The 25,603-nt window shown below is 63.2% G+C and carries 25 protein-coding genes and 2 pseudogenes; 18 read left to right on the top strand and 9 right to left on the bottom strand.

The features are described from left to right. Positions 1 to 43 precede the first annotated feature (43 nt). Positions 44 to 154 (top strand): annotated as a pseudogene (locus PSUB009319_RS23105) (cupin); the annotation flags it as partial. Between the two features lie 29 nt (positions 155 to 183). On the opposite strand, the gene PSUB009319_RS02405 reads toward PSUB009319_RS23105, so the two are convergent. After that, positions 184 to 396: a hypothetical protein gene (locus PSUB009319_RS02405; protein WP_124380643.1), complete on the bottom strand. Its 213-nt coding sequence runs from the start codon at positions 394 to 396 to the stop codon at positions 184 to 186. On the opposite strand from PSUB009319_RS02405, the gene PSUB009319_RS02400 reads away from it, so the two are divergent. Beyond that, positions 395 to 826: a hypothetical protein gene (locus PSUB009319_RS02400; RefSeq protein ID WP_124380705.1), complete on the top strand. Its 432-nt coding sequence runs from the start codon at positions 395 to 397 to the stop codon at positions 824 to 826. The two genes, PSUB009319_RS02405 and PSUB009319_RS02400, sit on opposite strands and share 2 nt — an antisense overlap. A 76-nt stretch (positions 827 to 902) precedes the next feature. On the opposite strand, the gene mdtD is transcribed toward PSUB009319_RS02400, so the two are convergent. Beyond that, entirely contained in the window at positions 903 to 2,369 is a 1,467-nt protein-coding gene (gene mdtD, locus PSUB009319_RS02395; protein WP_124380642.1) for a multidrug transporter subunit MdtD, read from the bottom strand. A 67-nt stretch (positions 2,370 to 2,436) separates the two neighbouring features. Between mdtD and PSUB009319_RS02390 the strand changes: the two genes are divergently transcribed. After that, entirely contained in the window at positions 2,437 to 3,294 is an 858-nt protein-coding gene (locus PSUB009319_RS02390) for a LysR family transcriptional regulator (protein ID WP_124380641.1), read from the top strand. Between the two features lie 103 nt (positions 3,295 to 3,397). Here PSUB009319_RS02390 and PSUB009319_RS02385 read toward each other — a convergent pair whose 3' ends face one another. Continuing rightward, a complete protein-coding gene (locus PSUB009319_RS02385; protein WP_124380640.1) occupies positions 3,398 to 4,330 on the bottom strand; it encodes a recombination-associated protein RdgC in 933 nt (310 codons plus the stop codon). Between the two features lie 221 nt (positions 4,331 to 4,551). On the opposite strand from PSUB009319_RS02385, the gene PSUB009319_RS02380 reads away from it, so the two are divergent. The 7 genes from PSUB009319_RS02380 to PSUB009319_RS02350 all read left to right on the top strand — a co-directional run bounded on the left by PSUB009319_RS02380 (position 4,552) and on the right by PSUB009319_RS02350 (position 13,978). Then, positions 4,552 to 5,199, top strand: a complete 648-nt coding sequence (locus tag PSUB009319_RS02380) for a dihydrofolate reductase family protein (RefSeq protein WP_124380639.1) — start codon at positions 4,552 to 4,554, stop codon at positions 5,197 to 5,199. A gap of 367 nt (positions 5,200 to 5,566) precedes the next feature. After that, positions 5,567 to 6,964 (top strand): TolC family protein, encoded by a 1,398-nt coding sequence (locus tag PSUB009319_RS02375; RefSeq protein ID WP_124380638.1) that lies wholly within the window; start codon positions 5,567 to 5,569, stop codon positions 6,962 to 6,964. A 2-nt stretch (positions 6,965 to 6,966) separates the two neighbouring features. Further along, positions 6,967 to 8,022 (top strand): metal transporter, encoded by a 1,056-nt coding sequence (locus PSUB009319_RS02370; RefSeq protein ID WP_124380637.1) that lies wholly within the window; start codon positions 6,967 to 6,969, stop codon positions 8,020 to 8,022. 21 nt (positions 8,023 to 8,043) lie between these two features. After that, positions 8,044 to 11,160: an efflux RND transporter permease subunit gene (locus PSUB009319_RS02365; RefSeq protein WP_124380636.1), complete on the top strand. Its 3,117-nt coding sequence runs from the start codon at positions 8,044 to 8,046 to the stop codon at positions 11,158 to 11,160. 140 nt (positions 11,161 to 11,300) lie between these two features. After that, complete coding sequence (locus PSUB009319_RS02360; protein ID WP_124380635.1) at positions 11,301 to 11,765, top strand: hypothetical protein; 465 nt, start codon at positions 11,301 to 11,303, stop codon at positions 11,763 to 11,765. Positions 11,766 to 12,580: 815 nt separating this feature from the next. Beyond that, positions 12,581 to 13,150: a YdeI family protein gene (locus tag PSUB009319_RS02355; RefSeq protein ID WP_124380634.1), complete on the top strand. Its 570-nt coding sequence runs from the start codon at positions 12,581 to 12,583 to the stop codon at positions 13,148 to 13,150. A 552-nt stretch (positions 13,151 to 13,702) separates the two neighbouring features. Continuing rightward, on the top strand, positions 13,703 to 13,978 hold the full coding sequence (locus PSUB009319_RS02350; RefSeq protein ID WP_124380633.1) for a hypothetical protein: 276 nt from the start codon (positions 13,703 to 13,705) through the stop codon (positions 13,976 to 13,978). A gap of 84 nt (positions 13,979 to 14,062) precedes the next feature. On the opposite strand, the gene PSUB009319_RS22840 is transcribed toward PSUB009319_RS02350, so the two are convergent. Next, on the bottom strand, positions 14,063 to 14,872 hold the full coding sequence (locus PSUB009319_RS22840; protein ID WP_185453393.1) for an arylamine N-acetyltransferase: 810 nt from the start codon (positions 14,870 to 14,872) through the stop codon (positions 14,063 to 14,065). 37 nt (positions 14,873 to 14,909) lie between these two features. Further along, positions 14,910 to 15,059, bottom strand: a pseudogene (locus tag PSUB009319_RS23100) (MarR family transcriptional regulator); the annotation flags it as partial. Between the two features lie 140 nt (positions 15,060 to 15,199). On the opposite strand from PSUB009319_RS23100, the gene PSUB009319_RS02340 reads away from it, so the two are divergent. The 5 genes from PSUB009319_RS02340 to PSUB009319_RS02320 are packed head-to-tail and all read left to right on the top strand — an operon-like array spanning position 15,200 to position 19,243. Further along, the gene (locus tag PSUB009319_RS02340; protein WP_124380632.1) at positions 15,200 to 15,988 is read left to right on the top strand and encodes a GntR family transcriptional regulator; all 789 of its coding nucleotides are present in this window, start codon (positions 15,200 to 15,202) and stop codon (positions 15,986 to 15,988) included. Then, positions 15,985 to 17,709 (top strand): fumarate reductase/succinate dehydrogenase flavoprotein subunit, encoded by a 1,725-nt coding sequence (locus tag PSUB009319_RS02335; RefSeq protein ID WP_124380631.1) that lies wholly within the window; start codon positions 15,985 to 15,987, stop codon positions 17,707 to 17,709. The genes PSUB009319_RS02340 and PSUB009319_RS02335 overlap by 4 nt, the downstream gene beginning before the upstream one ends. 2 nt (positions 17,710 to 17,711) lie before the next feature. Then, a complete protein-coding gene (locus tag PSUB009319_RS02330) occupies positions 17,712 to 17,975 on the top strand; it encodes a ferredoxin family protein (protein ID WP_124380630.1) in 264 nt (87 codons plus the stop codon). 7 nt (positions 17,976 to 17,982) lie between these two features. Then, positions 17,983 to 18,942 (top strand): HEAT repeat domain-containing protein, encoded by a 960-nt coding sequence (locus PSUB009319_RS02325; protein WP_124380629.1) that lies wholly within the window; start codon positions 17,983 to 17,985, stop codon positions 18,940 to 18,942. Then, the gene (locus tag PSUB009319_RS02320; RefSeq protein WP_124380628.1) at positions 18,929 to 19,243 is read left to right on the top strand and encodes a DUF971 domain-containing protein; all 315 of its coding nucleotides are present in this window, start codon (positions 18,929 to 18,931) and stop codon (positions 19,241 to 19,243) included. The genes PSUB009319_RS02325 and PSUB009319_RS02320 overlap by 14 nt, the downstream gene beginning before the upstream one ends. 79 nt (positions 19,244 to 19,322) lie before the next feature. Here PSUB009319_RS02320 and PSUB009319_RS02315 read toward each other — a convergent pair whose 3' ends face one another. Continuing rightward, on the bottom strand, positions 19,323 to 19,904 hold the full coding sequence (locus tag PSUB009319_RS02315) for a YbhB/YbcL family Raf kinase inhibitor-like protein (protein ID WP_124380627.1): 582 nt from the start codon (positions 19,902 to 19,904) through the stop codon (positions 19,323 to 19,325). 199 nt (positions 19,905 to 20,103) lie between these two features. On the opposite strand from PSUB009319_RS02315, the gene PSUB009319_RS02310 reads away from it, so the two are divergent. Beyond that, positions 20,104 to 20,664, top strand: a complete 561-nt coding sequence (locus PSUB009319_RS02310; protein ID WP_124380626.1) for a YggT family protein — start codon at positions 20,104 to 20,106, stop codon at positions 20,662 to 20,664. Between the two features lie 71 nt (positions 20,665 to 20,735). Beyond that, a complete protein-coding gene (locus PSUB009319_RS02305; protein ID WP_124380625.1) occupies positions 20,736 to 20,918 on the top strand; it encodes a glycine zipper 2TM domain-containing protein in 183 nt (60 codons plus the stop codon). Between the two features lie 165 nt (positions 20,919 to 21,083). On the opposite strand, the gene PSUB009319_RS02295 is transcribed toward PSUB009319_RS02305, so the two are convergent. The 3 genes from PSUB009319_RS02295 to PSUB009319_RS02285 all read right to left on the bottom strand — a co-directional run bounded on the left by PSUB009319_RS02295 (position 21,084) and on the right by PSUB009319_RS02285 (position 24,182). Further along, positions 21,084 to 21,629, bottom strand: a complete 546-nt coding sequence (locus PSUB009319_RS02295; protein ID WP_124380624.1) for a hypothetical protein — start codon at positions 21,627 to 21,629, stop codon at positions 21,084 to 21,086. Positions 21,630 to 21,807: 178 nt separating this feature from the next. Next, on the bottom strand, positions 21,808 to 23,247 hold the full coding sequence (locus tag PSUB009319_RS02290; RefSeq protein ID WP_124380623.1) for a nucleobase:cation symporter-2 family protein: 1,440 nt from the start codon (positions 23,245 to 23,247) through the stop codon (positions 21,808 to 21,810). Between the two features lie 146 nt (positions 23,248 to 23,393). Then, the gene (locus PSUB009319_RS02285) at positions 23,394 to 24,182 is read right to left on the bottom strand and encodes a hypothetical protein (RefSeq protein WP_124380622.1); all 789 of its coding nucleotides are present in this window, start codon (positions 24,180 to 24,182) and stop codon (positions 23,394 to 23,396) included. A 309-nt stretch (positions 24,183 to 24,491) separates the two neighbouring features. On the opposite strand from PSUB009319_RS02285, the gene PSUB009319_RS02280 reads away from it, so the two are divergent. Next, entirely contained in the window at positions 24,492 to 25,583 is a 1,092-nt protein-coding gene (locus PSUB009319_RS02280) for an MBL fold metallo-hydrolase (protein WP_124380621.1), read from the top strand. Positions 25,584 to 25,603: the final 20 nt, after the last annotated feature.

The following is a 25,603-nucleotide window of genomic DNA, read 5'->3' as shown; positions in this document are numbered from 1 at the left end:
CGTATTCACGCACATACGTTATTGCAGGCGGCGGAAAACAAAGCCCCTGGATGGGCATACCGTCGGGCGCAATGCCAGCGCGACACAGCCGGCCAAGTTCATCGTGTTTTTCATCAAGAACAAGGGCGCACCGATCTTGATGCCTGTGAAGTAACGCAACCGCTTGTGCGGGCACCAGCGGCGTCAGTGCTGCACTACGCTCGGGTTGGCGTAGGTGTTCGCGCTGGCCGCGCGGCGCTGGATGATGGAGATGACATCCGGCGAGTGCCCGGGCGTACCGGCGGTTTCCGATTCATGGAGCCCTATGGTACGGTTGACGCAATGAACGCCACGACCTTCCATCTCCTGCTGATGCACGGCTGCACCGAGGTGCCGCTGGGGAGTGTTGCGCACCATGAGTGATGCGAAACACGATCCGCGTCGCCAGATCCGCGCTGAGAAAGTGACCATCAGCCGGGCTTTGCGCATGAGCGTGCCCCCAGAGGCCCGCCCCGCGCCGGTGAATCGAAAAGACTGGCTGCGGCAACGGAAGGAACAGCTCCAGGCCGCGCGGGCCGCCGCCAAGCAACGACGCGATCAACTCAAGGCCGAAATCCTCTCGGCCGCTCAGGAAGTTGCCCGCGAGGAACGCGTTGCCGCGCGACTGGAAGCTGAACGCGTCAAGGCTGAAGCCAAGGCGTCCAGCGTCCACGCGAAGGAAGACGCACGCGCGGCCGCCAAGTTCGAGCGCAGCAAGCCCGCTCGTCCCGCCTCAAAACGCAAGACGCTTGGAACGGGAAAACGCAAATTGGTCTCGTACGCCGATCTTTTGCGCATGCGCGGATGATGCCCCGGCATTTTCGCGCGGCATCTGATTGGCGTGGGGCTGGAACCGGAACCTGCTCCACGCTGGGCAGCAATCCCTAGCGCGCCTGCACCGCCTCGGCCTCCACGTTTTTGGCTCGGAACGGCTTGGCATCCAGCCGACGGAAGATCAGCGCAGACAGCACAGTCACTAGGCCCATGGTGAAGAACGCCAGCCGGTACGCCGGTGCAGCCACACCCAGCTTGACCGAGAACAGGCTGACCAACCCGCCCCCAATCGAGACTCCCAGGCCAATTGCCAGCATCTGCACCATCGAGAACAAGCTGTTTCCCGCGCCAGCGTCCTGGTGCGACAAACCCTTGAGCGTGATGCTGTTCATGGCTGCGAACTGCATCGAATTCGCCCACCCGAATACCGACAGTTGCAGGATCGACAGCACCAACGGCCAGCCCGGAGACATGGCCGCAAACGAGGCAATCGATATGCCGACAACCCACGTGTTGATCTGCAGAAACATGTCGTATCCAAACCGGTTCACGAGGGGGACGACCCAGCGCTTGGCGAGCATGCCCGCAATGGCGATCGGCAAGAGCAGCAACCCCGAACGAAACGGCGAATACCCAAGCTGCAGTTGAAACAGCAACGGCAGCAGAAACGGCACGGCGCCCGAACCAATACGGCAGAACAGGTTGCCGATCAGCCCAACGCTGAAGTTCGGTTCGCGCAATAGTGCAAGGTGGAACAACGGCGCGGCGCGGCGCCTTGCGTGCGGAATATAGAGCAGCGCGCTGACGATGCTCACGGCAATGAGCCCCGCGCTCCACGGGCTATGCGCGCCGTTTTCCAGTGCCAGCGAAAAGGCCACCATGCATAACGACAGCAGGCCGCAGCCCACCCAGTCGAACGGCGCCACCGCGCTCACCGCGTCCTGCGGCAGATAGCGCCGTACCGCGAACAGACCCACGAAACCCACTGGCACGTTGATCAGGAAAATCCAGTGCCACGAAGCGTCCTGCACCAGCCATCCGCCCAACGCCGGGCCTAGAAGCGGGCCGACCTGGCCGGCCACCGACACGAAGGCCAATGCGGCGATGTACTGCTCGCCTGGGATGTTGCGCAATATCGCCAGCCGGCCGATGGGCAACAGCATGGAACCCCCAATGCCCTGCAGCACGCGCGCGATCACCAACTGCTCAAGCGTGTGCGCCATCGCGCAGAACACCGAGCCCAAAACGAAGATCAGGATCGCGCTGAAATAGACGCGCCGCGTGCCGAACTTGTCTGCCAGCCATCCCGATGCCGGCGTCAGCATGGCCATGGTCAGCGTATAAGCCACCACCACCGATTTCAGATCGAGCGGCTTTTCGCCCAGGCTGCGCGCCATCGATGGCAGCGCGGTATTGACGATCGTCGTGTCCAGCGCCTGCATGAAGAAGCCGGCAAAGACGATCCACAGCATGGCCTTCCGGGCGGCGTCTTGTGGGGCGGAAGTTGAAGCGGTCTGCATGCGAATCCTGGAATGCCTGTCCGGAAGCGCCGGACATCCACCCGCAATGCTACCCATGGCGAGCCAATCGGGAACCCCTCTAGAGACGTTGACTGTTATCGGAAACCCCGATGACAATGCCCGCATGCTCAATCCCGTCTGGATTCAAACCTTCGCCACCGTGGCCGCGGCACATAGCTTTACAGATGCCGGGCGCCAGCTTGGCCTGTCGCAATCATCCGTCAGCGATCACATCCGCCGGCTGGAACACAGCGTGAACCGGCGGCTGTTTGTGCGCGACACCCATTCGCTGTCGCTCACGCCCGATGGCGAAGCGCTACTCGTTCACGCGAAGCTGATCCTCGAATCGCTGGCGCGTGCCGAGTTGCAGTTCAGCGCGCCCCGGCTGCAGGGCCGCGTTCGGTTGGGATCATCGGAAGATCTGGCCCAGGGACCGTTGCCCAATCTGCTGGCGGCGTTCCGGGCCACGCACCCCGACGTCGAACTCGAAATCACGATGGGGATGACCAGCAAGCTTTACGAGGGCATTGAAGACGGCTCGCTCGACCTGATCGTCGGCAAGCGCCGCGAGGGCGAGCGCCGTGGCGTGCCGCTGTTCCGCGGCCAACTCGAATGGCTGGCCCGGCCTGGCACCGTGGTGGACTTGGGCCAGCCGCTACCGCTCATCCTCGTCAACGAGCCTAGCGTGACCCGCTCCGTTGTTTTGGACACGCTGGCTGCGGCGGGCTGGCTTTGGCGTGTGGTCTGCACCAGCAGCAGCCATTCGGGGTGTATTGCCGCAGCGCGTGGCGGGCTGGGGATTACGGTGCGTGCGCAGAACCTGGCCGGCGGCGGGCTGGTGCCGCCAATCAATGGCGACGCATTACCGCCGCTGCCCGCAATCGAATTCATCACACTGTCGGCACGGCGCTTGAGCAAGCCTGCGCAAACCCTGCTGCAACTCATCCGCAAGAGCGACTTGCGCGCCGGGCGGACAGACTGACTGGGACATCCACCGGCACGATCCGCCGTTAGCCACCACGGCCTCGTCCACCTGCCCCGCGCCCCGTGTTGGCAGACGAAGGGGCTCTGGCCGCTCAGGCCGCTCAGGCCGCTCTGGCCGCTCTGGCCTGTGGCATTGCGTCGAGCTGGTCGCCGCCCAGACTGTCGACCAGATCCGTCAGCATCCGCGCCAACTCGCCGGTCATCAGTGCGACATCGGAGTCAAAGCGTTCGTCGTCGTTCTGCGCGGTGGGGTCTTCCGCCTCCTTGATCACGTCGAGCGGCGTAACGCGCTTGATCATGAGCGACGGCGTCAGCACGAACGACACGCGGTCGTCCCACGTCATGGCCAGACGCATGCATTGCTTGCCGGCTTCGATGTGCCGCCGCATGTCGTCCGCTTCCAGCGCATGGCCGACGTACCGCACCGTGGCGCCGCCTTCTCCGGTCGAGCGCAACTCGGCATCCTGGTCCACGGTAAAACCGCCCGGCGCCTCGCCGGAGAGCAGCCACTCCGTCATCGCGGCAACCGGCGAATGCGCCACGCGCACGCTGGTCATTGGCAACTGGTCGATCGACTTCACGAGCAGGCCGCGAATGTCGTCGGCCACCGCCTGCGAAGCCGCATCGATCACGAGCCAGCCGTTTGCCGTATCGATCCACACACGGGTATCGCGGCGAATGCTGAACGCGCGCGGCAGCAGCTCGTCGGTCACCTGTTCCTTGAGTTCGCGCATCTGTTTGCGGCCGGGCTTGAAGCCCTGTTGCTCCTCCGCCTCAAGCGCGCGGGCTTTGGTCACCTGATTGATGACCGATGCCGGTAGCAGCTTCTTTTCAGCGCGGAACGTGAGCAGCATCTGCCCGTTGTTGGCATACACGAGCGCGCCGTCATCGCGCGGCGATGCCCAGCCCGAAGTCTGCTTCTCGACGCTGTTGCCTGGTTGAAACGCGTGCGGCGCCAGCCATGTCTCAAGCTGATCCGGGGTCACGGCCCACGGGGCGGGCAGGCGATGAAGCTGAAGGTTTTTGAACCACATGGGAGTCTGGGCAAAGTGCGCGATTCTAAAGGATGGCGGCGGCCTCCTCCCAATGGCGGATGTCCGGCGCGGCGTGCGCGGCATGTTTGGCCGGCTCGCCGCGCGTGTGGCCAGCAACATCAAGCGTCACCGGCTGGCCCCGGTACTAATATGCATGTCCGGACGCCGGCATCCATGGATGCCCCCCAGGGCGTCGAAACGCAGGCAAACCGGAGGCAACGATGACACGCATTCGCGTTGAAGGCTGCACCCTCTCGCTCGACGGATACGGAGCGGGCCCGGATCAGGACATCAACAACCCGCTCGGCGTTGGCGGGACCGAGCTGCATCAGTGGTTGATCCCGACACGCACGTTCCAGCGCAACCTGTTCGGCAAGGACGGCGGCACCACCGGCATTGACGATGACTTCGCCGCCCGTGGCTTCCAGAATGTCGGCGCCTGGATTCTTGGGCGCAACATGTTCGGCCCCATCCGTGGGGACTGGCCGGACGACAACTGGAAAGGCTGGTGGGGAGACAACCCGCCGTATCACGTTCCCGCGTTCGTCCTGACTCATCACGCGCGCGCGCCCATCAACATGGAAGGCGGCACGACATTCCACTTCGTCACAGGCGGCATTCACGAGGCGCTCGACCGCGCACGCGAGGCCGCCAACGGAAAAGACGTGCGGATTGGCGGCGGGCCGGGCACCATCCGGCAGTACCTTCGCGAGGGCTTGGTCGATGAGCTGCACATTGCGATCTCGCCAGTACTGCTCGGCCGCGGAGAACCGCTGTTCGCGGGGCTAGACCTGCGGGCGCTGGGCTATGCATGCGTTGAATCCGTCGCATCGGAAAAGGCCACACATGTCGTGCTGCGGCGCCAATAGCGCAGCGCCAGCGGGCGAATCATGGCGCTCGTCACCACAGCGGCGCGGGTGCAAGGAGCGGCGCGGCTAATCGTTCGAAACGGCCTGCATCATGCAGGTACACCTCCATCCCCTCTGATGCTCCGTCGAGATGGAGCGACGCCTGCCTGGCAACGGGCAACGGGCAACGGGCAAGCCATTGCCAGACTTAACGGATACGTAACGATGCCGCCAGGCGATATGTGACCCCAAGGTCCTATACACTAAGTCCGCTCTAAGTCTCGGCTTCTACCTTCGCCTGACCTCCTGGCGCCCACTACCGGGCACGGCAGGTTGTACTGGCCCAACGGTGGCGTTTCCATTCGACAAAAGAAAGAAAAAACCAGCGATGAAGACTGCAACCACCATTCGCTTCCGTTGGCCGCTGTTCGTGCCGATTGCAGCTCTGCTCCTGAGCGCGTGTGCCTTTGACCGTTATGACGCACGGCCGCTTTCAGCGGCATCGGTGGCAGATGCTTATACGGCGCGTTCCCTGCAATCACCGGAATTGCGTGAGTACATTCGTCAGCATGATCCGCAGGCCGCAGAAGCCTGGCCGCCCAGCCGATGGAACCCGCAGAGCCTGACACTCGCCGCGTTCTATTTCAATCCGGCGCTGGAAGCCGCACGCGCCAGGCTCGCAACTGCGGAAGCGGCAACCACAACGGCTGCGCAACGGCCGAACCCTACGCTGCAGTTGCCGTTTCAGCGCACGCTCAACCCCAAGAATGGCGATTCCCCCTGGACGCTCGGTATGGCGCTGGACATTCCTATTGAGACTGCCGGTAAGCGGAGCGCTCGCATCAGTGAGGCGACACACCTGTCCGGCGCAGCCCGGTTTCAGGTTGCGAACACGGCGTGGGGCGTCCGCAGCCAACTGCGGACACAGTTGCTCAATCTCTGGCTTGCCCGAGAAAAAGCTGAACGCCTGGGCCAGCAACTGACACTGGACCAGCGCACCGCTGCCATGCTGGAGCATCGCCAGACGGCTGGGGACGCCTCCGCATGGGAGGTCAACCAGCAGCGGCTGGCCGTCATGGAGGCACGAACCAACCTGCTGACAGCACAACGCGATGCCGCTGCGGCACGTGTCCAAGTCGCCACTGTGCTGGGGCTGCGAGCGAGCGCGCTCGACAACATCGAACTGGACCTCACGGAATATGCCGGGGCCTATCCCGCAATACCGGCGGACACCCTGCGGGTGCAAGCACTCCTGAACCGGGCCGATGTGCAGGCCGGCGTTGAACAATACGAGGCCAGCCAAGCCGCTCTGCAATCAGAGGTCGCCAAGCAGTATCCGGACATCCATCTTGGGCCCGGTTACACCTTCGACCAAGGTGCCCGCAAGATCGGATTCGACTTTGCCGGTCTGGTGCTGCCGATATTCAATCGCAACGAAGGCCCCATTGCGCAGGCGCGTGCCCGCCGCCTGGAAGCCCAAGCGCATCTGCAGCAGTTGCAGGCCCAGGCCTTTGGCGAGACCGACGGCGCGATCGCCGCTTACCAAGCCACCCAAGACATCGTTCAGCAAAGCAAAGCGCAGCTTGCGGCGCAATCCCGCCAGTTGACCACAGCGCAACGCGCATTCGAGATTGGCCAGTCCGACCGTCTGACGCTGACGCTGGCAGAAAAAAGCGCGCTCACAGCCCAGCTCGCCCTGACTGATGCGACCTTCCAGATGCAACAGGCGGTCGGGCGCATGGAAGACGCCATGCAGCGCCCTCTTACCGCAATGCCACTCAAATAACCATGTCAAAACGCACCTTACTCAAAGGCGTGGCGCTCTTCTCGCCGGTCATCCTGGTCGCCTTGGCGGTGGGCGGGTTCATGCTGAGCCGAGGCGAGCAAGCGCGCGAAGCCGAACAAGAGGCAGCGGTGCACAGCCCAGTGCGCATCACCCTTGAGGATGGCCTCGTCACGCTGACAGTGGATGCAGCCGCCCAAGCTGCCAGCGGCATCCAAGTGCGCGCGTTGAGCGCCACCGAGAGCACCGCTGGCGCCGCCGTTTATGGCACGGTCATGGACTTGCAGCCGCTGGCCGACCTCTCAAGCCGGTACGCGGCCACCAAGGCGGACCTCGACGCCGCAAAAGTCGCGGCAGACACCGCACGGGCAGAACTTGACCGGACGCAAACGCTGTATGCCGATGTTCAGAACGCCTCGTTAAAGACGCTTCAGGCGGCGCGCTCCGCGAGCATCGCGGCAACGGCCAAGATCAAGTCAACACAGGTCAGTCTGGATGCCACCGTGACGGCGGCCAGGCAGCAATACGGCGCAACCATCGCGGGGTGGATCGCATCGCCAGCCTCCGCCAATCTGGCGCGTTTGCTGGACCGGCGCGACGTTCTGCTGCGTGTTGTGTTTCCTGGCGGCCAAAGCGGTGCGGCGCCTGCTTTGCTGAAAGCCACCGGCGACGGCGTTGCGCCGTTCGAGGCGCGGCTTGTATCGGCCTCCCCACAAGCGGACCCCGGCATTCAGGGGCAGGCCTACTACTACCGTGCGGCAACGCAGCTCGGGGCGGGCGCACGCATCAGCGCCAGAGCGCCTGCCGGGGCGAGCGCAAAAGCGGGCGTCCTGGTTCCGGCCGGCGCCATCGTCTGGTATGGCGGACAACCGTGGGCGTATGTCCACACGGGCAAGCACACCTTCCAGCGCCGCGCCGTCGATGCACGGTTTGCGCAAGACGGAGACTTCTTTGTGGCGGATGGATTCAAGCCCGGCGATCTCGTTGTCGTGCGTGGCGCACAGTTGCTGCTCTCGGAAGAGTCCCGGGCCCAAGGCGGCAACCAACCTGACAACGATTAACGGGCGTCTGCCCGCCAAGCGATGCTGACGTCCATCATCGATTTCTCCGTCCGCCTGCGGGGCATCATCTTTGCCCTTGCCGTTCTCTTGCTCGGCTACGGCCTCTACGCGCTGTATCACGCCAAGCTGGATGTCTTCCCGGAATTCGCCCCGCCGCTGGTGACTGTGCAAACGGAAGCGCCCGGATTGTCCTCCGAGCAGGTCGAGCAACTGGTTACCCAACGCGTTGAGAACGTACTGGGCGGCGCCATCGGGCTTGAGTCCATGCGGTCCCAATCGATACAGGGGCTTTCGGTCGTCACGCTGATATTCAGCGAACAGACCGACGTGCTGCGGGCGCGCCAACTGGTGGGGGAGCAACTCGCAACGCTCTCCGGCGAATTGCCTGTGGGTGTGCGCGCACCCAAGATGACGCCGCTGAGTTCGTCCACCAACCTGGTGCTGGGCATCGGGCTCACGTCCAACACACGCTCGCTGATGGATCTGCGCAGCTTTGCAGAGTGGACGCTCAAGCCACGGCTGCTCAGCCGTGCCGGAGTTTCAGACGTCGGCATCTACGGCGGCGAGGTCAAGCAATACCAAGTCCAGGTGGCCCCCCAACAGCTGGTTCGCCTGGGCTTGTCCATTCATGACGTTGTTGGTGCGGCGCAGCGGGCGACGGGCATCCGTGGCGCTGGCGTGCTGGACACCGACAACCAGCGCATCGTGCTCAACACCGTCGGGCAGAGCACAACGGCGGAGCAGCTAGGACAAGTCGCGCTCCTGCAAAAGAACGGTGCGGTGGTGAGGCTGGCGGACATCGGCAAGGTCGTGGTGGGCCAGGAGGTGCCGGTGAGCGGCGCAAATGTTCAGGGCAAGCGCGGTGTCGTCGTCATGGTGAGCAATCAGTACGGCGCGGATACGGTCTCCGTCACCAAGAACGCTGAAGAGGCGCTGGCCGCGCTTCGGCCCGTTCTGGCGGCAAACGACATTCAGCTCCATGCAGACTTGTTCCGGCCGGCCAACTTCATCACGGCATCCATCAACCATTTGCGTACGGCGCTATTGGTGGGTGCCGTACTGGTGGTCGTGGTGCTGTTTCTGTTCTTGTTCAACGTTCGGACGGCCTTTATTTCAGCAACGGCGATTCCGCTGTCGTTGCTGACCGCCATCATCGTGCTGCATCACTTCGGTGTGCCGCTGAACACCATGACGCTAGGCGGCCTGGCCATTGCATTGGGCGAGGTAGTGGACGACGCCATCATCGACGTGGAAAACATCTACCGCCGCCTGCACGAGAACCGGCTGAAAGGCAGCCCGCTGTCTGCGTTGCAAATCGTTGTCAATGCATCCACCGAAGTGCGCAGCGCGGTGATTTACGCCACCTTTACAGTGGCCGTTGTTTTCTTGCCAGTGCTGACGCTATCCGGCGTGGCCGGCAAGCTGTTTGCGCCGTTGGGCACGGCCTATATCCTGGCCATCCTGTCTTCCCTTGCGGTGGCGCTCACGCTCACCCCGGCGCTGTGCTACGCGCTGTTGCGGCAGGCCACCAGTGAGACGAAGGAGCCGCGCGTCTACCAATGGCTCCACGTGCGATACACGGCCATGCTCGCCCGTGTGGAGCGGCACTCGGTCATGGTGATGAGCGGGTTCGCCGGTCTCGTTCTGGCAGCCCTTGCGACCCTGCCCTTCTATCACCTGCAATTTCTGCCGGAGCTGAGGGAGGGCCACTTCATCACGCACATGCAAGCCGTGCCCGGAACGTCACTGCAAGAGTCCTTGCGCGTTGGCGAGCGCGTCAGCCGTGCCCTGCTTGCGGTGCCCAACGTCCGCACCGTTGCCCAGCGCGTTGGGCGAACCGCGCGTGGCGTGGATGTGTTCGGGCCGCAATACAGCGAGTTCGAAATTGACCTGAAGCCCGGCTTGGGGGCAGATGCCCAAGAGGAGACGCTGGCGCAGTTGCGTGCAAAGCTGGGCGAGTTTCCGGGCCTGACCTTTACCACCGAGACATTCCTGACCGAGCGCGTGCAGGAGACCATTTCCGGATACACAGCCCCTGTCATCATCAACGTATTCGGCCCTGACCTGGATGTGCTCGACAGCCTGGCACGGCAGGTATCGGCAACACTCGGTTCAGTGCCGGGCGCTTCTGGTGTCACGCTGCCCGCGCCGCCAACGCTGCCTCAGTTGTCCATCCGCCTGCGGCAAGACCAGCTTGCCCGCTGGGGCTTTGCGCCGGTGGACGTGATGGAAGCCATTCAGGCGGCCTACCAAGGCGCTGAAGTTTCCCAGGTCTATGAAGCCAACACGGTGTCCAACGTTGCGGTGGTGCTGGCCGACAGTGCCCGGCGCGGTCCTGCCCAGATTGGCGAACTGCCGCTGCGCAACGCTGACGGCCTCATCGTCCCGCTGAGCCGGCTTGCGGATATTGGCCAGACCGATGGACGGTATCTCATCCAGCACAGCGGCGGCCAGCGCTTGCAGACGGTGACAGCGCAGGTCAACGGGCCCTCGGTTGGTCAGTTCGTGAGGCAAGCCCAGCATCGCATCGACACCGAAATCAAGTTGCCGAAGGGATACTACGTCGTCTTCTCGGGCGAGGCGCAGGCCCAGGCCAGCGCACAGCGCGATTTGGCGATGTACTTTGGCATTGCCGCGGTCATCATCTGTTTGCTGGTTTATCTTGCGCTGCGTAGCTGGCGCGGGTTGCTGCTCGTGCTGACCAATCTGCCGTTCGCGCTGGTGGGCGGCGCGCTGACTGTCTTTGCCACCGGCGGCCTGCTATCGCTGGGCTCCATGGTGGGTTTCGTCACCCTGTTTGGTATTACGCTGCGCAACTCCATCATGCTCATCTCGCACTACCAGCATCTGGTGCACGTGGAGGGGCACCCCTGGAACATGGAGACCGCAACGTTGGGGGCAAAAGAGCGGCTGGCGCCCATTCTGATGACGGCGCTGGTCACAGGGCTTGGGCTGCTGCCATTGGCCTTGCAAAGCGGCGAGCCGGGCAACGAAGTTGAAGGGCCAATGGCCGTGGTCATCCTGGGGGGGCTGATCACGTCAACCGTGTTGAACCTGCTCGTGCTGCCGACCCTGGCGTTACGCTTTGGACGGTTCGACACAGGCATGCAAGGCCACGCAATGCAGCCCATACGCTAAAGCACAGGGCAGATATCCGCGAGGAGTTGACGCGAGGGATGCGTGGCAAGGGGCCGGCTGAATCCGCAGCTAGAGCGGCCGTTCGGCACATATCGAACAGCGCACGCCATTGCCCGTTCGGGCATGCAAGGAAGCCACACATGAAGCTAGTGAAGTTTTTTCGCCCGAAACCCCTCTCGTCGGTCATGCGATGCGCTGGCAGAAGGCTGGCCATGATTGGCATGCTCCTGTTGGCAGGCGCTGCAATGGCTCAGGCGTCGCAGCCAAACAAGCCTATCGAGTCGGCGCATCGAGCTGGGCCGAACGGTCTTGAGGGGTGGACCGAAAACCATCGGTTCCCAGACGGTCAGAGCTACCCCACCACCCTCGTTATCGCCCGGCGCGGGCATGTTATCCGTCGAATCAAGGGAGATCCATTTGTATGGAAATGGATGTTCCGGGAAAACGGAAAGCAAGTTGCCTATCAGACCGGCTCATTGCACTTCAACCTGTCGTGCATATTGGTCGACCTCTCAAGTGGTCGACTATTGGCGAATGACGATTGCTATCGTGAACTCACCGATGCGGCCCCAGCATGGGAGAAAGCCCTGCAGGATGCACGGTAATTTGGCGGCCACGCAGTGCGTCGGGGCTGCAACGCGCCGGAGTGGCGGCAGTCGGCCAGAAGCAGCCATTCGAACGGTTTCGCGACCACCCATAGGAAACGGAGTAGCAAGTAGGCGAAATTCCGTAAGAGGGATAGAGAGAACGAACCAATGATTCCGGTGCTTGCCGGAGCTATGGTCAATCCGTTCCGCACGCAAACGATTCCGACATGCGGTGGTATGGCGCGCATTCACAGTACCTCGGAGGTGAGAAATGTCTCTGCAGTCTGTGGCCCGAATGGTCATGAAATGCGTAGCAATCTCTTCAACGCTCGTAGCTGTTGGGCTGTCTCTATTTGCCTGGATGCCGCTCGATAGCCGCATCGTGTACTCAGCGCGACATGCAGCTGACGACGTTCATGTTGCACAAATCGAGCTGAAAGGAAAAATCTACTACGTGACGCAAGAGGAGCGAAGGGACTATCTCGCTTATAGGGTGATAGTCATCTCCTCAATCGTTACTGGAATTTCCAGCATGTTTTTTCTTCGGCGCATCAAAGGATGATGAATCGGGCAAGGGCCGGGTTCAGCCACGTGTCGATGTGCTTGGGCTTGCTCGGAATCGGCCATCCTACGGCCAACCCTTGGGGACAAAACGAAATGCAGGAGTGGATGCCGGCCATGGCCAGCCATCAGCAACCATCTTTGCAAAGTGATTGCGATACCACAGCGAAAAGCATTCGTGAGCATTTAAATTCCGCCCGACCGCCTATTCCGGCAAATATTCCGGCAAACACCTGCCTGCGCCACTGAACACGCACATAAGACCTAGCGCAATGCACAGCCCAACACTCACGCTCACCAACCCGGAAGCCTGGGAAGCCTGGCTTGAAGCCAACGGAGACGCTGTGCCCGGTGTTTGGCTCCGCATAGCCAAGCGCTCTGCCGAACACGCCACTGTTTCTTATGCGCAGGCACTTGAGGGCGCGCTTTGTTACGGGTGGATTGATGGGCAAAAGCAGGCGGAGAACGAGCACTACTGGCTGCAGCGATTTACGCCCCGAACGGCCAAAAGCATCTGGTCCAGGATCAACAAGGCAAAAGCCGCGGCGTTGATCTCTGCCGGAAGGATGCGGCCCGCGGGGTTGCGCGCAATCGATCAAGCCAAGCGCGACGGGCGTTGGGAAGCTGCCTATTCGTCTGCGAGCACGTCCACCGTGCCTGATGATCTGCAGCAAGCCCTTGACGCCAACCCGAAGGCAAAGCAATTCTTCGCGGCCCTGAATAGCCAGAACCGGTACGCCATTCTGTTCAGAATCCAGAACGTCAAGAAGGCCGAAACGCGTGCACGAAAAATCGCTCAGTTCATTGACATGCTGAACAAGGGCGAGAAGCTTCACCCATAGGGTGCGCAAAACCGGGTGCCGCACTTTGAGCCCCGCGTGTCGAGCTTTGACAGCCGATCGCGGGGCTTTTTGACTCGTGATCGAGGGTGTGGACTTGGCGGGTGGGGTTTTGAACTCGACCATCGGCGTTTTTGACTCGGCGGATGCTGTCTGAGTCGCAGACCGCCACAAACCCCAACTTGCCCGCGTTGCCGGGCGCCCGGTAGACTCTGCCCCGCTTGCGCAAAAAAAGCGCAGCCGGGCCTGCAATCCCGACATCAGAAATACCCGTGAGTGCCGTTATAGCCCTCGCGCGCCGTCGTTCGTCCCTATGGGCGGGCCCGGCAGGGAGGGCTTCGGCCCTGCCGGTTCTTTGGTGTTTCTGATCGGTATTGCAGACCTTGCCGTGTGCCCGCCCACCCCTGCCGGTGGGCGGCTCCCCCGACTCAACCAGTTAGAGGGCAAGACAATGGCATTACTGATTCACGCTGTTCCCGCCGCTTGCGGACGCCGCTCCGCGCATTTCCCCTCCCCGCCTTGTATCGATCGCCACGCCGCGTGCGGAGGTGCGCGATGACGCTTAAACATAAACGTGAGTACCTGCAGGGCGCGGTGTCTGCACGCGAGTTTCTGCGGCGGACACAGATAGATTTGAAACTGCATCGGCACTATCAGCCGAAGATGCTGCGGTGGGAGCTTCAGATCAACGTCCGCAATAAATCAGCCGAGTATCAGGCCGGGTTTTTGGATGGGATTGGAGCGTACGTGCTCACCACGCTGGAGGGGGTGCTGGTGGAGCTGTATCGGTGGGAGTTGTTGAAGGACCTAGTGCGGGGGCCGGGTAAATAAGAAGAAGTCGTGACTTTCCCCGAGACGGCAGGGAATTTCGCTATCCAGCTTGCTGCAACACGCCAAGATTCCGAATCATCAGTGTCACCCCCACTCCGGAACCCCAGGCACACGCATGTGCTCCACCTCCGGCAGATCGATACCGAAGTATTCGGTCAGAAGCCCCCGCAATGCCCGCCGATCCTCCAGTTCAATCCGGTGCGGCGTATTGCCCCGCCAGATCGTCGCATCCCGATTCATGACCGTCACCCGCCCTTCGTCGGTCAATGACCGCATCAGGATGCGGTTCATGAACGGCGATGCGGGATACGTGCACGTGTAGTAGTTCGCCATTTCAAAATCGATCGGGTAGTCCTGCTCAAGCGTGGTGACCCAGGCGTCAACGGGGGTGTCGCTGCGCACCTGGGCGCGCAGCACCCAGCGGGTTTCGTCGCGCACCATCCAGTGCAGTTCGCCGTCAATGTTGGCCTGGGTGCCGTCCAGCGGCACCGGCACGCGCGGGGCCAGCCCGCCAAAGCCGGGGTCGACGACGAAGGTGCCTTCGGGCAGCGGCACGGTCAGGAACATGTGCGTGCGCGGCGCTTCAACCCGCGGGGTCTGGATGATCACGCGCGATGAGTGGCGAACCGGCTGAAAACCGAGCTGTTCCAGCACGGCTGCAAACAAGGTGGCGTGTTCAAAGCAGTAACCGCCCCGGCGTGCGCGTACGAGCTTGTTCTGGATGCTCTCCAGATCAATGCGGATGCCGCGCCCGAGCAGCACGTCGAGGTTCTCGAACGGGATGTGCCGCATGTGGGCGCGCACCAACTGCGCGAGCGTGTCGTAGCTTGGGCGAACGCTGCCGCCCCATTGGATGCGGTTGAAGTAGGCGTCCAGATTGAGTTGCGGTGTCACGTGGGGTCTCCTTATGCGCTTGGGGGGCTGGGCAGGCTCAGCCCTGGGTGCGGCGGCGGAATTGTTGTTCGGTCGCGGTGCTGCCCCACTGCGTGCCGGCCTCTTTGTGCGTGAGTACAAAGCCGAATGATTCGTAGAGGTGGCGGGCGGCATCCAGGCCCTTGAAGGTGTTCGGGTAGTTTTCATCATTTTGATATCAACCAACAAGCACGGGCCGCACAAAAATCGCAGAACCATATCGAAAAAGCTTCGTTCCCCCGTGAACGCGGGCTTTTTAGACTGGGCGCACCTGACTTGTTATGACGAGTTGACACCCGCGCCCCCAAGATGACGACACCTCCCTCCTCACCTCGCCAGCCGGGCCCGCCGCTCTATGAGCGGATCCGGGGCACGCTGCGCGAAGGCATTCTCAGCGGCCGCTACGCGCCCGCGTCGCTGCTGCCTTCGGAAGCGGCGCTGGGCGCGCAGTTCAACGCCAGCCGCATCACCGTGCGTCAGGCATTGGCCGATCTGCAAAACGAAGGGCTGATCTTCCGCCGCCATGGGCGGGGCACGTTTGTGAGCCAGCCCAGGGCGTTTCAGAACGTGACGGCGCTGCAGGGCTTTGCCGAGGCGATGTCGGCACAAGGCCATGCCATTCACAACCGCGTGCTGAAGCTGCAGACAACGCCCGCGCCGGCCGATGTGGCGCAGGCGCTGCAACTGGCGCCCGGTACGCCCGTGACGGCGTTGCAGCGTGTGCGGTTGCTGGATCAATCACCGGTGTCGCTTGAGGTGACATGGCTGCCGGAGGCACTTGGCAACATCGTCGCCCGAGCAGACCTTGTGACGCGCGATGTGTTTCTCGTGCTGGAACAGGACGCAGGGGTGGCGCTCGGCCACGCCACGCTGGCCATCGACGCCGCATTGGCAGATCACGCCACTGCTGCCGCGCTCGACACGGGCGCAGGCGCAGCGCTGCTGCGTGTGGAACGCCTGACGCACGATGCGCAGGGCGCGCCCATCGACTTTGAACGCCTCTACTTTCGCGGCGACGCTTTCCAGTACCGGCTTCGGCTGGATCGGCAAGTGGCTGCCGCCACGCAATCCATCTTCCCCTTGCAAGGCACCGTATGAACACGCTGGAACTGGAGTACGACCTCGTCATCGTGGGCGGCGGCACCGCTGGCCCGATGGCGGCTATCAAGGCACGGGAGCGCAACCCCGCGCTGCGCGTGCTGTTGATCGACAAGGCGCATGTGAAGCGCAGCGGCGCCATCTCGATGGGCATGGACGGACTGAACAACGCGGTCATTCCAGGGCATGCCACACCGGAGCAATACACGCGCGAGATCACGCTGGCCAACGATGGCATCGTCGATCAATCGGCCGTGTATGCATATGCGCAGCACAGCTTTGCCACCATCGAACAGCTCGACCGCTGGGGCGTGAAGTTCGAGCGCGACGAGACGGGCGACTACGCCGTCAAGAAAGTGCACCACATGGGCAGTTACGTGCTGCCGATGCCGGAGGGGCACGACATCAAGAAGGTGATGTACCGGCAACTCAAACGCGCGCGGGTGGAGATCACCAACCGTATCGTCGTCACGCGGGTGCTGACGGACGTGGATGGTGCGGCGTGCGGGGTGCTCGGCTTCGATTGCCGCACGGCGGATTGTGTTGTCGTGCGGGCAAAGGCCGTGGTGCTGAGTTGCGGCGCGGCCGGGCGGCTCGGTTTGCCGTCATCGGGCTACCTGATGGGCACGTACGAAAACCCGACCAACGCGGGCGATGGCTATGCGATGGCGTATCACGCCGGTGCGGAACTCGCCAACCTGGAATGCTTCCAGATCAACCCGCTCATCAAGGATTACAACGGCCCCGCGTGCGCCTATGTAACGGGCCCGCTGGGCGGCTACACCGCCAATGCGCGCGGCGAGCGCTTCATCCAGTGCGATTACTGGAGCGGCCAGATGATGTGGGAGTTCTATCAGGAGCTGCAGGGCGGCAAAGGGCCGGTGTTCCTCAAGCTCGACCACCTGGCTGAAGAAACCATCCAGACCATCGAAACCATCCTGCACACCAACGAGCGCCCAAGCCGTGGCCGTTTCCACGTCGGGCGCGGCACCGATTACCGCACGCAGATGGTGGAGATGCACATCTCGGAAATCGGTTTCTGCAGCGGGCACAGTGCATCGGGCGTGTACGTGAATGCACGTGCCGAGACCACCGTGCCCGGCCTCTACAGCGCGGGCGACATGGCCGCCGTGCCGCACAACTACATGCTGGGCGCGTTCACGTACGGTTGGTTTGCCGGGCAGAACGCGGCGGACTACATTGCCGGCAAGCAAGGCGAAAGGCATGTGGATGCTGAACAGATCGCCCGCGAGCGCGCACGCATCTTTGCGCCGCTGCAACGTGATCACGGCCTCGCGCCCGCGCAGGTGGAATACAAGCTGCGCCGCATGGTGAACGACTATCTGCAGCCACCCAAGGTGACGCGCAAGATGGAAATCGGCCTCCGCCGCTTCGACGAGATTGCCGAAGACATCACGCACCTGCACGCACGTAACCCGCACGAGCTGATGCGCGCAATGGAGGTCAGCTTCATCCGCGACTGTGCGGAGATGGCCGCGCGTGCCTCGCTCTTTCGCACTGAAAGCCGCTGGGGCCTGTACCACCACCGCGCCGATTACCCCCAGCGCGACGACGCCAACTGGTTCTGCCACACACGCTTGTACAAAGACACACACGGCGCCATGGCCAGCCGCAAGCAGGCGGTGGAGCCGTACGTTGTCCCCATCGATGTGCGCGGCACCGATTCCTACGCGCACATGCGCATCCCCAAGGCAGCCTGACCATGCTCAACACCACCCCCGCAACCCAGACGCCTCACGACATTGCCTCGCGCAGCAGCGCGCCCGTCACCATCGACGAAGCCAAGTGCATTGCCGACAAGGGCTGCACGGTGTGCGTAGACGTCTGCCCCCTCGACCTGCTCGCTATTGATCTGACCAAGGGCAAGGCCTTTATGCAGTTCGACGAGTGCTGGTACTGCATGCCCTGCGAGCAGGACTGCCCGACCGGCGCGGTCAAGGTCGACATCCCATATCTGCTGCGCTGAGGTGGCGATGACGACAACACACCTGCCGCGTCTGTACGACGCTGATGCCGCCGCACGCCACGTCGCGCTCCTGCAGCTTGCCGATGAGGAAGACGCCGATGCGTTGCCCGAGGTGATTGCGCTGCTGGCGCGTGACCCGGCGCCTGAAGTCCGGCTGGAAGCCGCGCGCATCGTTGCGACTTGGGAACAACCGGATACGGTGGCCGCACTCGCCCGCGCGCTGGAAGACACCGATGCCGCCGTGCGGAATGCGGCGGCAATCGGCTTGGGAGATTTGAAATCGCCAGACTCTGCGCCTGCGCTGTTGCCTTATGTTGACCACGCGAGCGCCTTTGTGCGCGCCGCCGCGTTGCGTGGCTTGCGTGAGCTGCGCGTGCCGGAAAGCGAAGCGCCCGCGCTGCTCGCCTTGCAAGATGCCGATGCTGCCGTGCGCCGCGAAGCCGTGGCGGTGCTCGGCTGGCGCAAGCATGTGGGCGCGCTGCCTGCGTTGGCGGAGCGCGCGCGTCATGACGCTGATGTGCAAGTGCGCCGTGCGGCTGTGGGCGCGCTCGGCCTTGCTACCGATGCCGCTGTGCTGCCCGCGCTGCTTGATGCGCTGCACGACCCCGCCTGGCGCGTGCGAGAGGAAAGCGCAAGCACGCTCGGCAAGTTGCGTGCGCTGGCGCCCGAGGCGCGTGTTACGCAGGCGTTGGCCGGCGCGCTGGCTGATGCGTATTGGCAAGTCCGTCTGCAGGCCACCAGGGCGCTTGGCCGCTGGCGCGCTGCGCATGCCGTTGATGCGATTGCCGCGTTGCTCACGCACCCCATCAGCAACCTGCGCAAGGAAGCCGCGCTGGCGCTGGGTGAAACCGGTGAAGCCGCGGCCCTGCCCGCCCTGCGCAGCGCAGAAACCGATGGCGACCCGGAAGTCGTCAAAGCCGTGCGGATTGCCTTGGCACAAATCGAGAGCGCGCGTGCTGCCCCCTGAGCGCATCGACAACGACATCGCACAAGGCCGGCTGCGGCTGCATAGGGCAGATGCCGTTGTGGTGCTCGGCCACGTTGCGTTGCGTGGGGCGTGCCGCTGCGCTGAATGCCAGTTCAGGCGCCATCACGGCATGCCGATCAACGTGCCGCCCGACGTGCGCATCACTGCCATTGAGCCCGCTGGTTACGGCGTGCAACTGGTCTTCAGCGATGGGCATGCGCGCGGCATCTATCCGTGGGCGTATCTCAACGCGCTTGCCAGCGCCGCCATGGCGGGCGAGATGGCGGGCACCGCGTACTAAGGTCTGCGCCCGCCCGGCTCAAACGCAAAGGCACGGAGCCGGCCGCACCGCATTGAGTGCGCGGGCCGGCCCACTCACGTCAGAAGTTGCCGAAACGGCCGATCCAGGCAGCGGCGCCCTTGATATGCCCCTTGAGCGCGGCATCCAGTTCAGCGCGGGTGAGGCCGTTGGGCAGCGCGTCTGGCGCCAGGTCTGTGGCGATCAGCACAAAAACGTAGTGGTGCATGCCCGTGCCTTTAGGCGGACACGGCCCGAGGTAGGCCGGCTTGCCCATGGCGTTCTGGCCCATGCGCATTGCGCTGCCGGTGCCTGCACCTGCACCTGCGCCGGCCCCCTCCGGCAGGCTCGTCTGCGTGGCCGGAATGCCGTAGGCCATCCAGTGGTTCACGCCCAGGCCACCCCCGCCCTGCGGGTCAGTCACGATCAGCGCCAGGCTGGCGGTGCCGGCCGGCACGTTGGACCAGCGCAGCGGCGGAGAGACGTTCTCGCCCGTGCAACTGGCGTTCGCGGGATTCTTACCAGCGTACTTGCGGTCCATGACGCCGTTGTCGGCAAACGCGGGCGATTCGACAGCGAACGTGGTGTCGGCCTGCGCATTCACATGCGGCACAGCAGACAGGCACGCCAACGCGCACAGCGTGCGGAGCAGATGTGACTTCAAGGCAGGTCTCCCGGCAAGGAACGGCAACGTGGCAGTAAAGCGGCAGCAAACGGCCCCCACAATACGCCAATGCAACGCCGGTGCGCAGACACATCGCCGTACAGACCACGCGCAGATTGCCATGCGACAATACCGCGCCCCAAGCGCGCGGCGTTTGCAGCGCACTCTTGCCTGACCTGACCATAGGAGAACCGGACGCATGTTCGGCGATATCACGCGTTTTCTGCTCGACACGATCTTCACGCTCTTTGGCGCCGCGCTGCTCCTGCGCGCCTGGACGCAGGCGGTGCGGCTGTCACCGCGCAATCCGTTGTCGCAGGCAATCTTTCAGCTCACCGGCTGGCTGGTGCATCCGCTGCGCCGGGTGATTCCGGCCACGGGTTATATCGATTGGTCATCGCTGGTGGCCGCTTATGCGACGGCGCTCGTATATCTGCTCCTGCTGCTGGCGTCGGTGGGTATCAGCCCGGTGGCGTTTTTGCCGATGGGCTTTGTGGCAGCGCTCTTCACGGTGCTCAAATGGGCGTTCAACGTGCTGGTGTGGGTGACCATTGCGTCCGCCGTGCTGTCGTGGATGGGGCCGGCATCGCCCATGGGCGCGGTGCTCAACACGCTGGTTGACCCGCTGCTGCGCCCGATCCGACGTGTGGTGCCGCCGCTGGGCGGGCGGCTGGATCTGTCTCCACTGATCTTGCTGGTGATTGCGCAGGTGATCGTGATCGCACTGTCGCATCTGTCGCTCTCGCCGCTGTTTATGTGAGTGCGGCACGCGACTTGCTCGACTGAGGGATATGCCGGCTGCTGCTCTGGCCGGCAATTCAGGAGGGCATCATGAACGCATGGAAAACAGCGCTGGTGTGCGCCATTGCGGTGCTGGCTCCCACGCTCACGGCGTGTACGGCAGGCGGCGCAGTGGCAGGCGGTGTGGCAGGCCACGAGTTGACACATAGCCCGGCCGGCACGATCGGGGGCGCCGCCGCAGGCGCAGTCATCGGCCACGAGTTGAGCAAGTAACCCCACGGCGGCTCACCAGCCGCTTCTGACTTTCAGGCTTGCGCAAACAAGGCGCGGTAGGCGCTGGGCGACGTGTGACACGTCCGGCTGAAATGCTGCCGCAGCGATACCGCGCTGCCAAACCCCGCGAGTCGCGCAGCAGGCAGCGTGATGCGTGCGGTTGGTTCAGTTGACCACGCCGTCTTCGGCCGGCAGGAACCCGCGGAACGACATTTCAACCTGCTCCACCATTGATGCCGATGTGGCCTCGCGCAAGGCCGCCATCAGTGCATCGAATGCGCCCTCTACCGAGGCGCGATCGGTGGCCTCGACCAGGCGCTGGCGGATCGGGTGCTCCGCCGAGGTGAACGTGCGCGCGGCAATGTCCATCAGGTACATGCGCGCGGCGGCCAGCGAGCGCTTGCGATTGGCTGTTGCTGGCTTAGCCGCTGCGGGCTGGGGCGCCTCTGATTGCGGCTCCGCAACCTGGACGAAGGTCGGCTCGCCGGCCGCATCGGCCGCGCGCTGAATCAAACCCGCTTGCACCAGCTCGAATACGGCCTGCGCTTGCAGGCCAAGCTGGCCGGCACGCATGGCCAGATCCTCTCCCGTGACCTGTCCATCCACCATGATGAGCAGCGCGCGGCTTGAACGGCTCAGCGCCCCGCTGCGCGTGGCGATTTCTTGGCGCCCCGCATCTGTTTTTTCGAATCGTGCAGATAGCTCTTGCATGGCTTCCCTCTCTTCCCCCGAAGATCGGCTCAACCTAAGACGCTTTATTTGCAAAACCGTGAAAACGCGCGAATTGCACAGCGCAATGGCATGGCAAACGCTTGGCATGCGGGTTGGTGTCGCCAAAGCAAAACACCCCGCCGGACGCGGGGTGTTGCGTGTGTGCAGATTGCGCTAATCAGTGCGCCGCAGCGGCTGCACCATGCATGATTTCTTGCGCGCCTCGGATACCGTTGAACCAGGCATTGAGCACCACCGCCACCAGCGTCCCCAGCACGATGCCGCTGTGGGTGATCGGGTGCGTCCAGTCTGGGAAATGGTGAAAGAAGGCCGGCGCCAGCGTCGGCATCATGCCAAACCCCACCGACACCGCGATGATCAGCAGGTTATGGCGCTGCTGCTGAAAATCCACCATGCCCAGCATGCGGATGCCGGCTGCGGCCACCATGCCGAACATCACCAGCCCCGCGCCGCCCAGCACGTATTGCGGCACCGATGCCACCACGTACGACAGCTTCGGGAACAACCCCAGCACAATCAGCAACACACCCCCGGCGGCCGCCACATAGCGCGAACGCACGCCCGTGATCGACACCAGCCCGATGTTCTGCGAGAACGATGTATGCGGAAACGTGTTGAACACGCCCGCCACGACCGTCGCCAGGCCGTCGGCACGCAGGCCGTTCGTCAGTTCATTGCGCGAGATCGGCTTGCCTACCACGTGCGACAGGGCGAGGAACATGCCCGTCGATTCCACCAGCGTGATCACAATCACGATGCACATGGAGATGATGGCTGACAGCTCAAATTTGGGCATGCCGAAATGGAACGGCGTGACAAGCGTCATCAGCGGCGCGGCGCTCGCGTCGGCCAGCGACACCTTGCCGAAGGCGGCAGCCACCAGCGTGCCCGTCACGATGCCCAGCAGCACGGCGATGTTGCACAGCAGCGCGTTACCGAACTTGGTCAACAGCAGGATCGTTACCAGCACCAGCGCGGCAATGGCGAGGCCAAACGGATCACCAAAGGCGGGGTTCGGCACCATGTGGCGCACACCGTCCACCACCTGCGGAATCATCTGCTGACCGCCGGCCGCCCAGTTGATGCCCACGCTCAACAGCGAAAAGCCGATCAGCATGATGACCGTGCCCGTCACCACGCGCGGGAACAGGCCCAGGAGCCTGCCCATGAGCGGCGCAATGGCAATCCCGAAGACGCCCGAGACAATAGACGCGCCAAAGATGCCGGGCAGCCCCATGCCAGGCTCCACGCCGATGGCGATCATGGGTGCAACCGCAGCAAATGTGACCCCCATCATCACCGGCAGGCGAATCCCGAAAATCAGGAAGCCGAGCGATTGAATGAGCGTGCCGATACCGGCCGCAAACAAGTCGCAGTTGACCAGATACGAGAGATCGCTCTTCGACAGGCCGAGCGCATTGCCAACAATCAGGGGCACGGCAATCGCACCGGCATACATCACCAGCAGGTGTTGCAGGCCAAGGGCAAACAAACGCGGCAGCGGCAGCAGCTCGTTGACTGGGTCAACAACGGGGTCAACAACGGCGTCAGCAATTGTTGACGAAGAAGGCGAGGGTTGGCCGGGGGATTGGCGCATGGTTTGTCTCCTGTGGCCGCTCCCGTGTCAATGCCAGGAGCGTGCTTTAGGCGGATGGGGGTGGGATCTATCCGCCAGCATTCATGCAGCGTGATGCCGCGTATTTGCCGGAATCTTGGAGGCCTGCCATTTTTCTGTCAACAATTTCAATCGTTTTTTGTGTACATATTTTGCGTTCTGAAATGCGTGTGCGCTTCAAACATCGCCACCCCCTGATAAAGCGCACCCGAATCGAAGCGCCGCCGGTAGAGGATGACGCAGCGCAGCATGCCGTTCTCTGTTACCGCTGGCGTGAGGTCATAGTTGCTGTTGCCGAATGGGCTGCCGCCCCGGCATGTGGTGCCGATGTCGGGCTGGTAATTGCGAACCGGCAGGCTCGCCCGCTCGCCGTTGGCCTCGATCTCGAGGTTGCCGATCAGACGCAGGGTGCCGTCATGCCAGACCATGTCGAGCGTGCCATTCACCCGGCCTGCGGGGCCGCTTGCGCCCACCATGGTTGGCGTAGTGAACACGCCGTGACACCCAAGCGCGGTCTGTTGCTGCAGCGGCGTTTCCGCCTGTTCAATGACGGCATAGTGGCTGTCTCCGGCCTCACCGCCCACCGCCAATGTGGCTGCACTGCCACCGCCAAGGCTGACCAGGCCGTGCGCCCAGCGCCCGTGCAGATAGCCCTGCCGGCGATGAAAATCGGCCAGTTCGGCTGTCTCGCCAATCAGCCGGTAGTCGTTGATGCCGACAATCGCGCCTGACGGCAATTGCGCCAGCCAAGTGGCACTGCCGCTGATCTGTCGTGTGGAATCGCCCAGTAGAAAGCGCGGAGGTGCGCGATGGCGGCCAAGCGACGGAGGCGTCGAAACGATGGGAAACGCAGTAAACCGGGCATCTGCAAGTACAGCTGTCTGGTGTTCATGGCCATGTTCTTGACTGACTATCAAGTGGCTAGCAGCCCCCTTTTTTATGCACGTCCCGCACGTCCGTGTCATCGGCCTGACCGGCCAGGTGAGGATGTGGATGCATGATGGCGCTATGAGAACGGTGAGCGGTGAACGGTGAACGGCGGTATGGGTTGGTTTGGCTGCTGCGGCTCCCTCAGAGCAGAAATAGGCTGCGGCAGCACGCCTCGGCGATGCCGTTCCAGCCTAGCCAGCGCCGCCGCCATTGTTCAGAACCCAACACAAGTTGATATTTCTTGATATTGCAGCCACCTCCCTCACCTGCCTGTTTCGCCCACGCCCTGCGACGCCATGAAGAATCCCCACTACGATCCGGCCAAGCCCCACCACACGCCGGACGGATTCCGCAACCGCTATCCCCACCCACGTCCCGACGGCGATTTCTGGCAGTGGCAACGCGAACGCCGGCGCCTGAAGCTGCCCAAGCCGCCCACCCAGGATCTCTCTTGCGTTGCCCCCAAACTGAGCGCCGTGCACCAGCCGCCCGACGTACCGCAACTCACCTGGATTGGCCACGAAACGCTGCTGCTGCAAATCGACGGGCTGAACGTACTGACCGACCCCGTGTTCTCCAAGCGCGCGTCGCCGCTGCCATTTGCGGGCCCACGCCGGCACCAGCCGCCAGGGCTGTCGCTCAGGCAATTGCCGCATATCGACCTGGTGCTGCTCTCGCACAACCACTACGACCATCTGGACAAGGCCAGCGTCCGGGCGCTGATGCGCCAGCCGGGTGGCGCGCCGATGTTCTTCGTGCCGCTGGGCATTGATCGCTGGTTTGCACGCAACGTACGTGGCACGCGCCTGGGCGGCGACAAACCCAACGTGCGCGCGTTCGACTGGGATGACGAGACGCAATTCGGCCCGTTCACAGCGCGCTTGTGCGCCGTGCAGCACTGGTCTGCGCGCGGCCTGTACGACCGCAACCGGACGCTGTGGGGCAGTTGGGCGCTGCTGCATCCGCGCCTGCGCTTCTGGTTCTCGGGCGATCTGGGGTATTCGCAAGACACGCGAGACATTGGTGCGCGCTTCGGCCACTTTGATGTGGCCGCCATTGCCGTGGGCGCTTACGAACCGCGCTGGTTCATGAAGACGCAGCACATCGACCCGGCCGAAGCCGTGCAGGTCATGCACGACGTGGGCGCGCGGCAATCGGTGGGCATCCACTGGGGCACGTTCGCGCTGACGGACGAAGCGCTGGACCAGCCCATCACCGATCTGGCCAATGCATTAAAGGCGGCCAACGTGCCCGCCGAGCGTTTTGTCCTCTTCAGGCATGGCGAAACCCGCGTGTGGGATGCCGCCACCGAACGCCTCGTCACAACCATCACAGAAGTGCCCAAAGACAAAACGCGGCCGCGAGATGACTCGCAGGCCGCGCAGTAAAAAACTGGCAGGTAAAGCTG

The organism is Ralstonia sp. SET104, from assembly GCF_003851545.1.
GTDB lineage: Bacteria > Pseudomonadota > Gammaproteobacteria > Burkholderiales > Burkholderiaceae > Ralstonia.
This window is presented reverse-complemented; position numbering and strand designations above follow the sequence as displayed.

Bases quoted from the DNA above. Each gene is read 5' to 3' on its own strand.
- PSUB009319_RS02400 (WP_124380705.1), top strand. From the start codon at position 395: ATGAGTGATGCGAAACACGATCCGCGTCGCCAGATCCGCGCTGAGAAA.
- PSUB009319_RS02405 (WP_124380643.1), bottom strand. From the start codon at position 396: ATGGTGCGCAACACTCCCCAGCGGCACCTCGGTGCAGCCGTGCATCAG.
- mdtD (WP_124380642.1), bottom strand. From the start codon at position 2,369: ATGGGTAGCATTGCGGGTGGATGTCCGGCGCTTCCGGACAGGCATTCC.
- PSUB009319_RS02390 (WP_124380641.1), top strand. From the start codon at position 2,437: ATGCTCAATCCCGTCTGGATTCAAACCTTCGCCACCGTGGCCGCGGCA.
- PSUB009319_RS02385 (WP_124380640.1), bottom strand. From the start codon at position 4,330: ATGTGGTTCAAAAACCTTCAGCTTCATCGCCTGCCCGCCCCGTGGGCC.
- PSUB009319_RS02380 (WP_124380639.1), top strand. From the start codon at position 4,552: ATGACACGCATTCGCGTTGAAGGCTGCACCCTCTCGCTCGACGGATAC.
- PSUB009319_RS02375 (WP_124380638.1), top strand. From the start codon at position 5,567: ATGAAGACTGCAACCACCATTCGCTTCCGTTGGCCGCTGTTCGTGCCG.
- PSUB009319_RS02370 (WP_124380637.1), top strand. From the start codon at position 6,967: ATGTCAAAACGCACCTTACTCAAAGGCGTGGCGCTCTTCTCGCCGGTC.
- PSUB009319_RS02365 (WP_124380636.1), top strand. From the start codon at position 8,044: ATGCTGACGTCCATCATCGATTTCTCCGTCCGCCTGCGGGGCATCATC.
- PSUB009319_RS02360 (WP_124380635.1), top strand. From the start codon at position 11,301: ATGAAGCTAGTGAAGTTTTTTCGCCCGAAACCCCTCTCGTCGGTCATG.
- PSUB009319_RS02355 (WP_124380634.1), top strand. From the start codon at position 12,581: ATGCACAGCCCAACACTCACGCTCACCAACCCGGAAGCCTGGGAAGCC.
- PSUB009319_RS02350 (WP_124380633.1), top strand. From the start codon at position 13,703: ATGACGCTTAAACATAAACGTGAGTACCTGCAGGGCGCGGTGTCTGCA.
- PSUB009319_RS02340 (WP_124380632.1), top strand. From the start codon at position 15,200: ATGACGACACCTCCCTCCTCACCTCGCCAGCCGGGCCCGCCGCTCTAT.
- PSUB009319_RS02335 (WP_124380631.1), top strand. From the start codon at position 15,985: ATGAACACGCTGGAACTGGAGTACGACCTCGTCATCGTGGGCGGCGGC.
- PSUB009319_RS02330 (WP_124380630.1), top strand. From the start codon at position 17,712: ATGCTCAACACCACCCCCGCAACCCAGACGCCTCACGACATTGCCTCG.
- PSUB009319_RS02325 (WP_124380629.1), top strand. From the start codon at position 17,983: ATGACGACAACACACCTGCCGCGTCTGTACGACGCTGATGCCGCCGCA.
- PSUB009319_RS02310 (WP_124380626.1), top strand. From the start codon at position 20,104: ATGTTCGGCGATATCACGCGTTTTCTGCTCGACACGATCTTCACGCTC.
- PSUB009319_RS02305 (WP_124380625.1), top strand. From the start codon at position 20,736: ATGAACGCATGGAAAACAGCGCTGGTGTGCGCCATTGCGGTGCTGGCT.
- PSUB009319_RS02295 (WP_124380624.1), bottom strand. From the start codon at position 21,629: ATGCAAGAGCTATCTGCACGATTCGAAAAAACAGATGCGGGGCGCCAA.
- PSUB009319_RS02290 (WP_124380623.1), bottom strand. From the start codon at position 23,247: ATGCGCCAATCCCCCGGCCAACCCTCGCCTTCTTCGTCAACAATTGCT.
- PSUB009319_RS02280 (WP_124380621.1), top strand. From the start codon at position 24,492: ATGAAGAATCCCCACTACGATCCGGCCAAGCCCCACCACACGCCGGAC.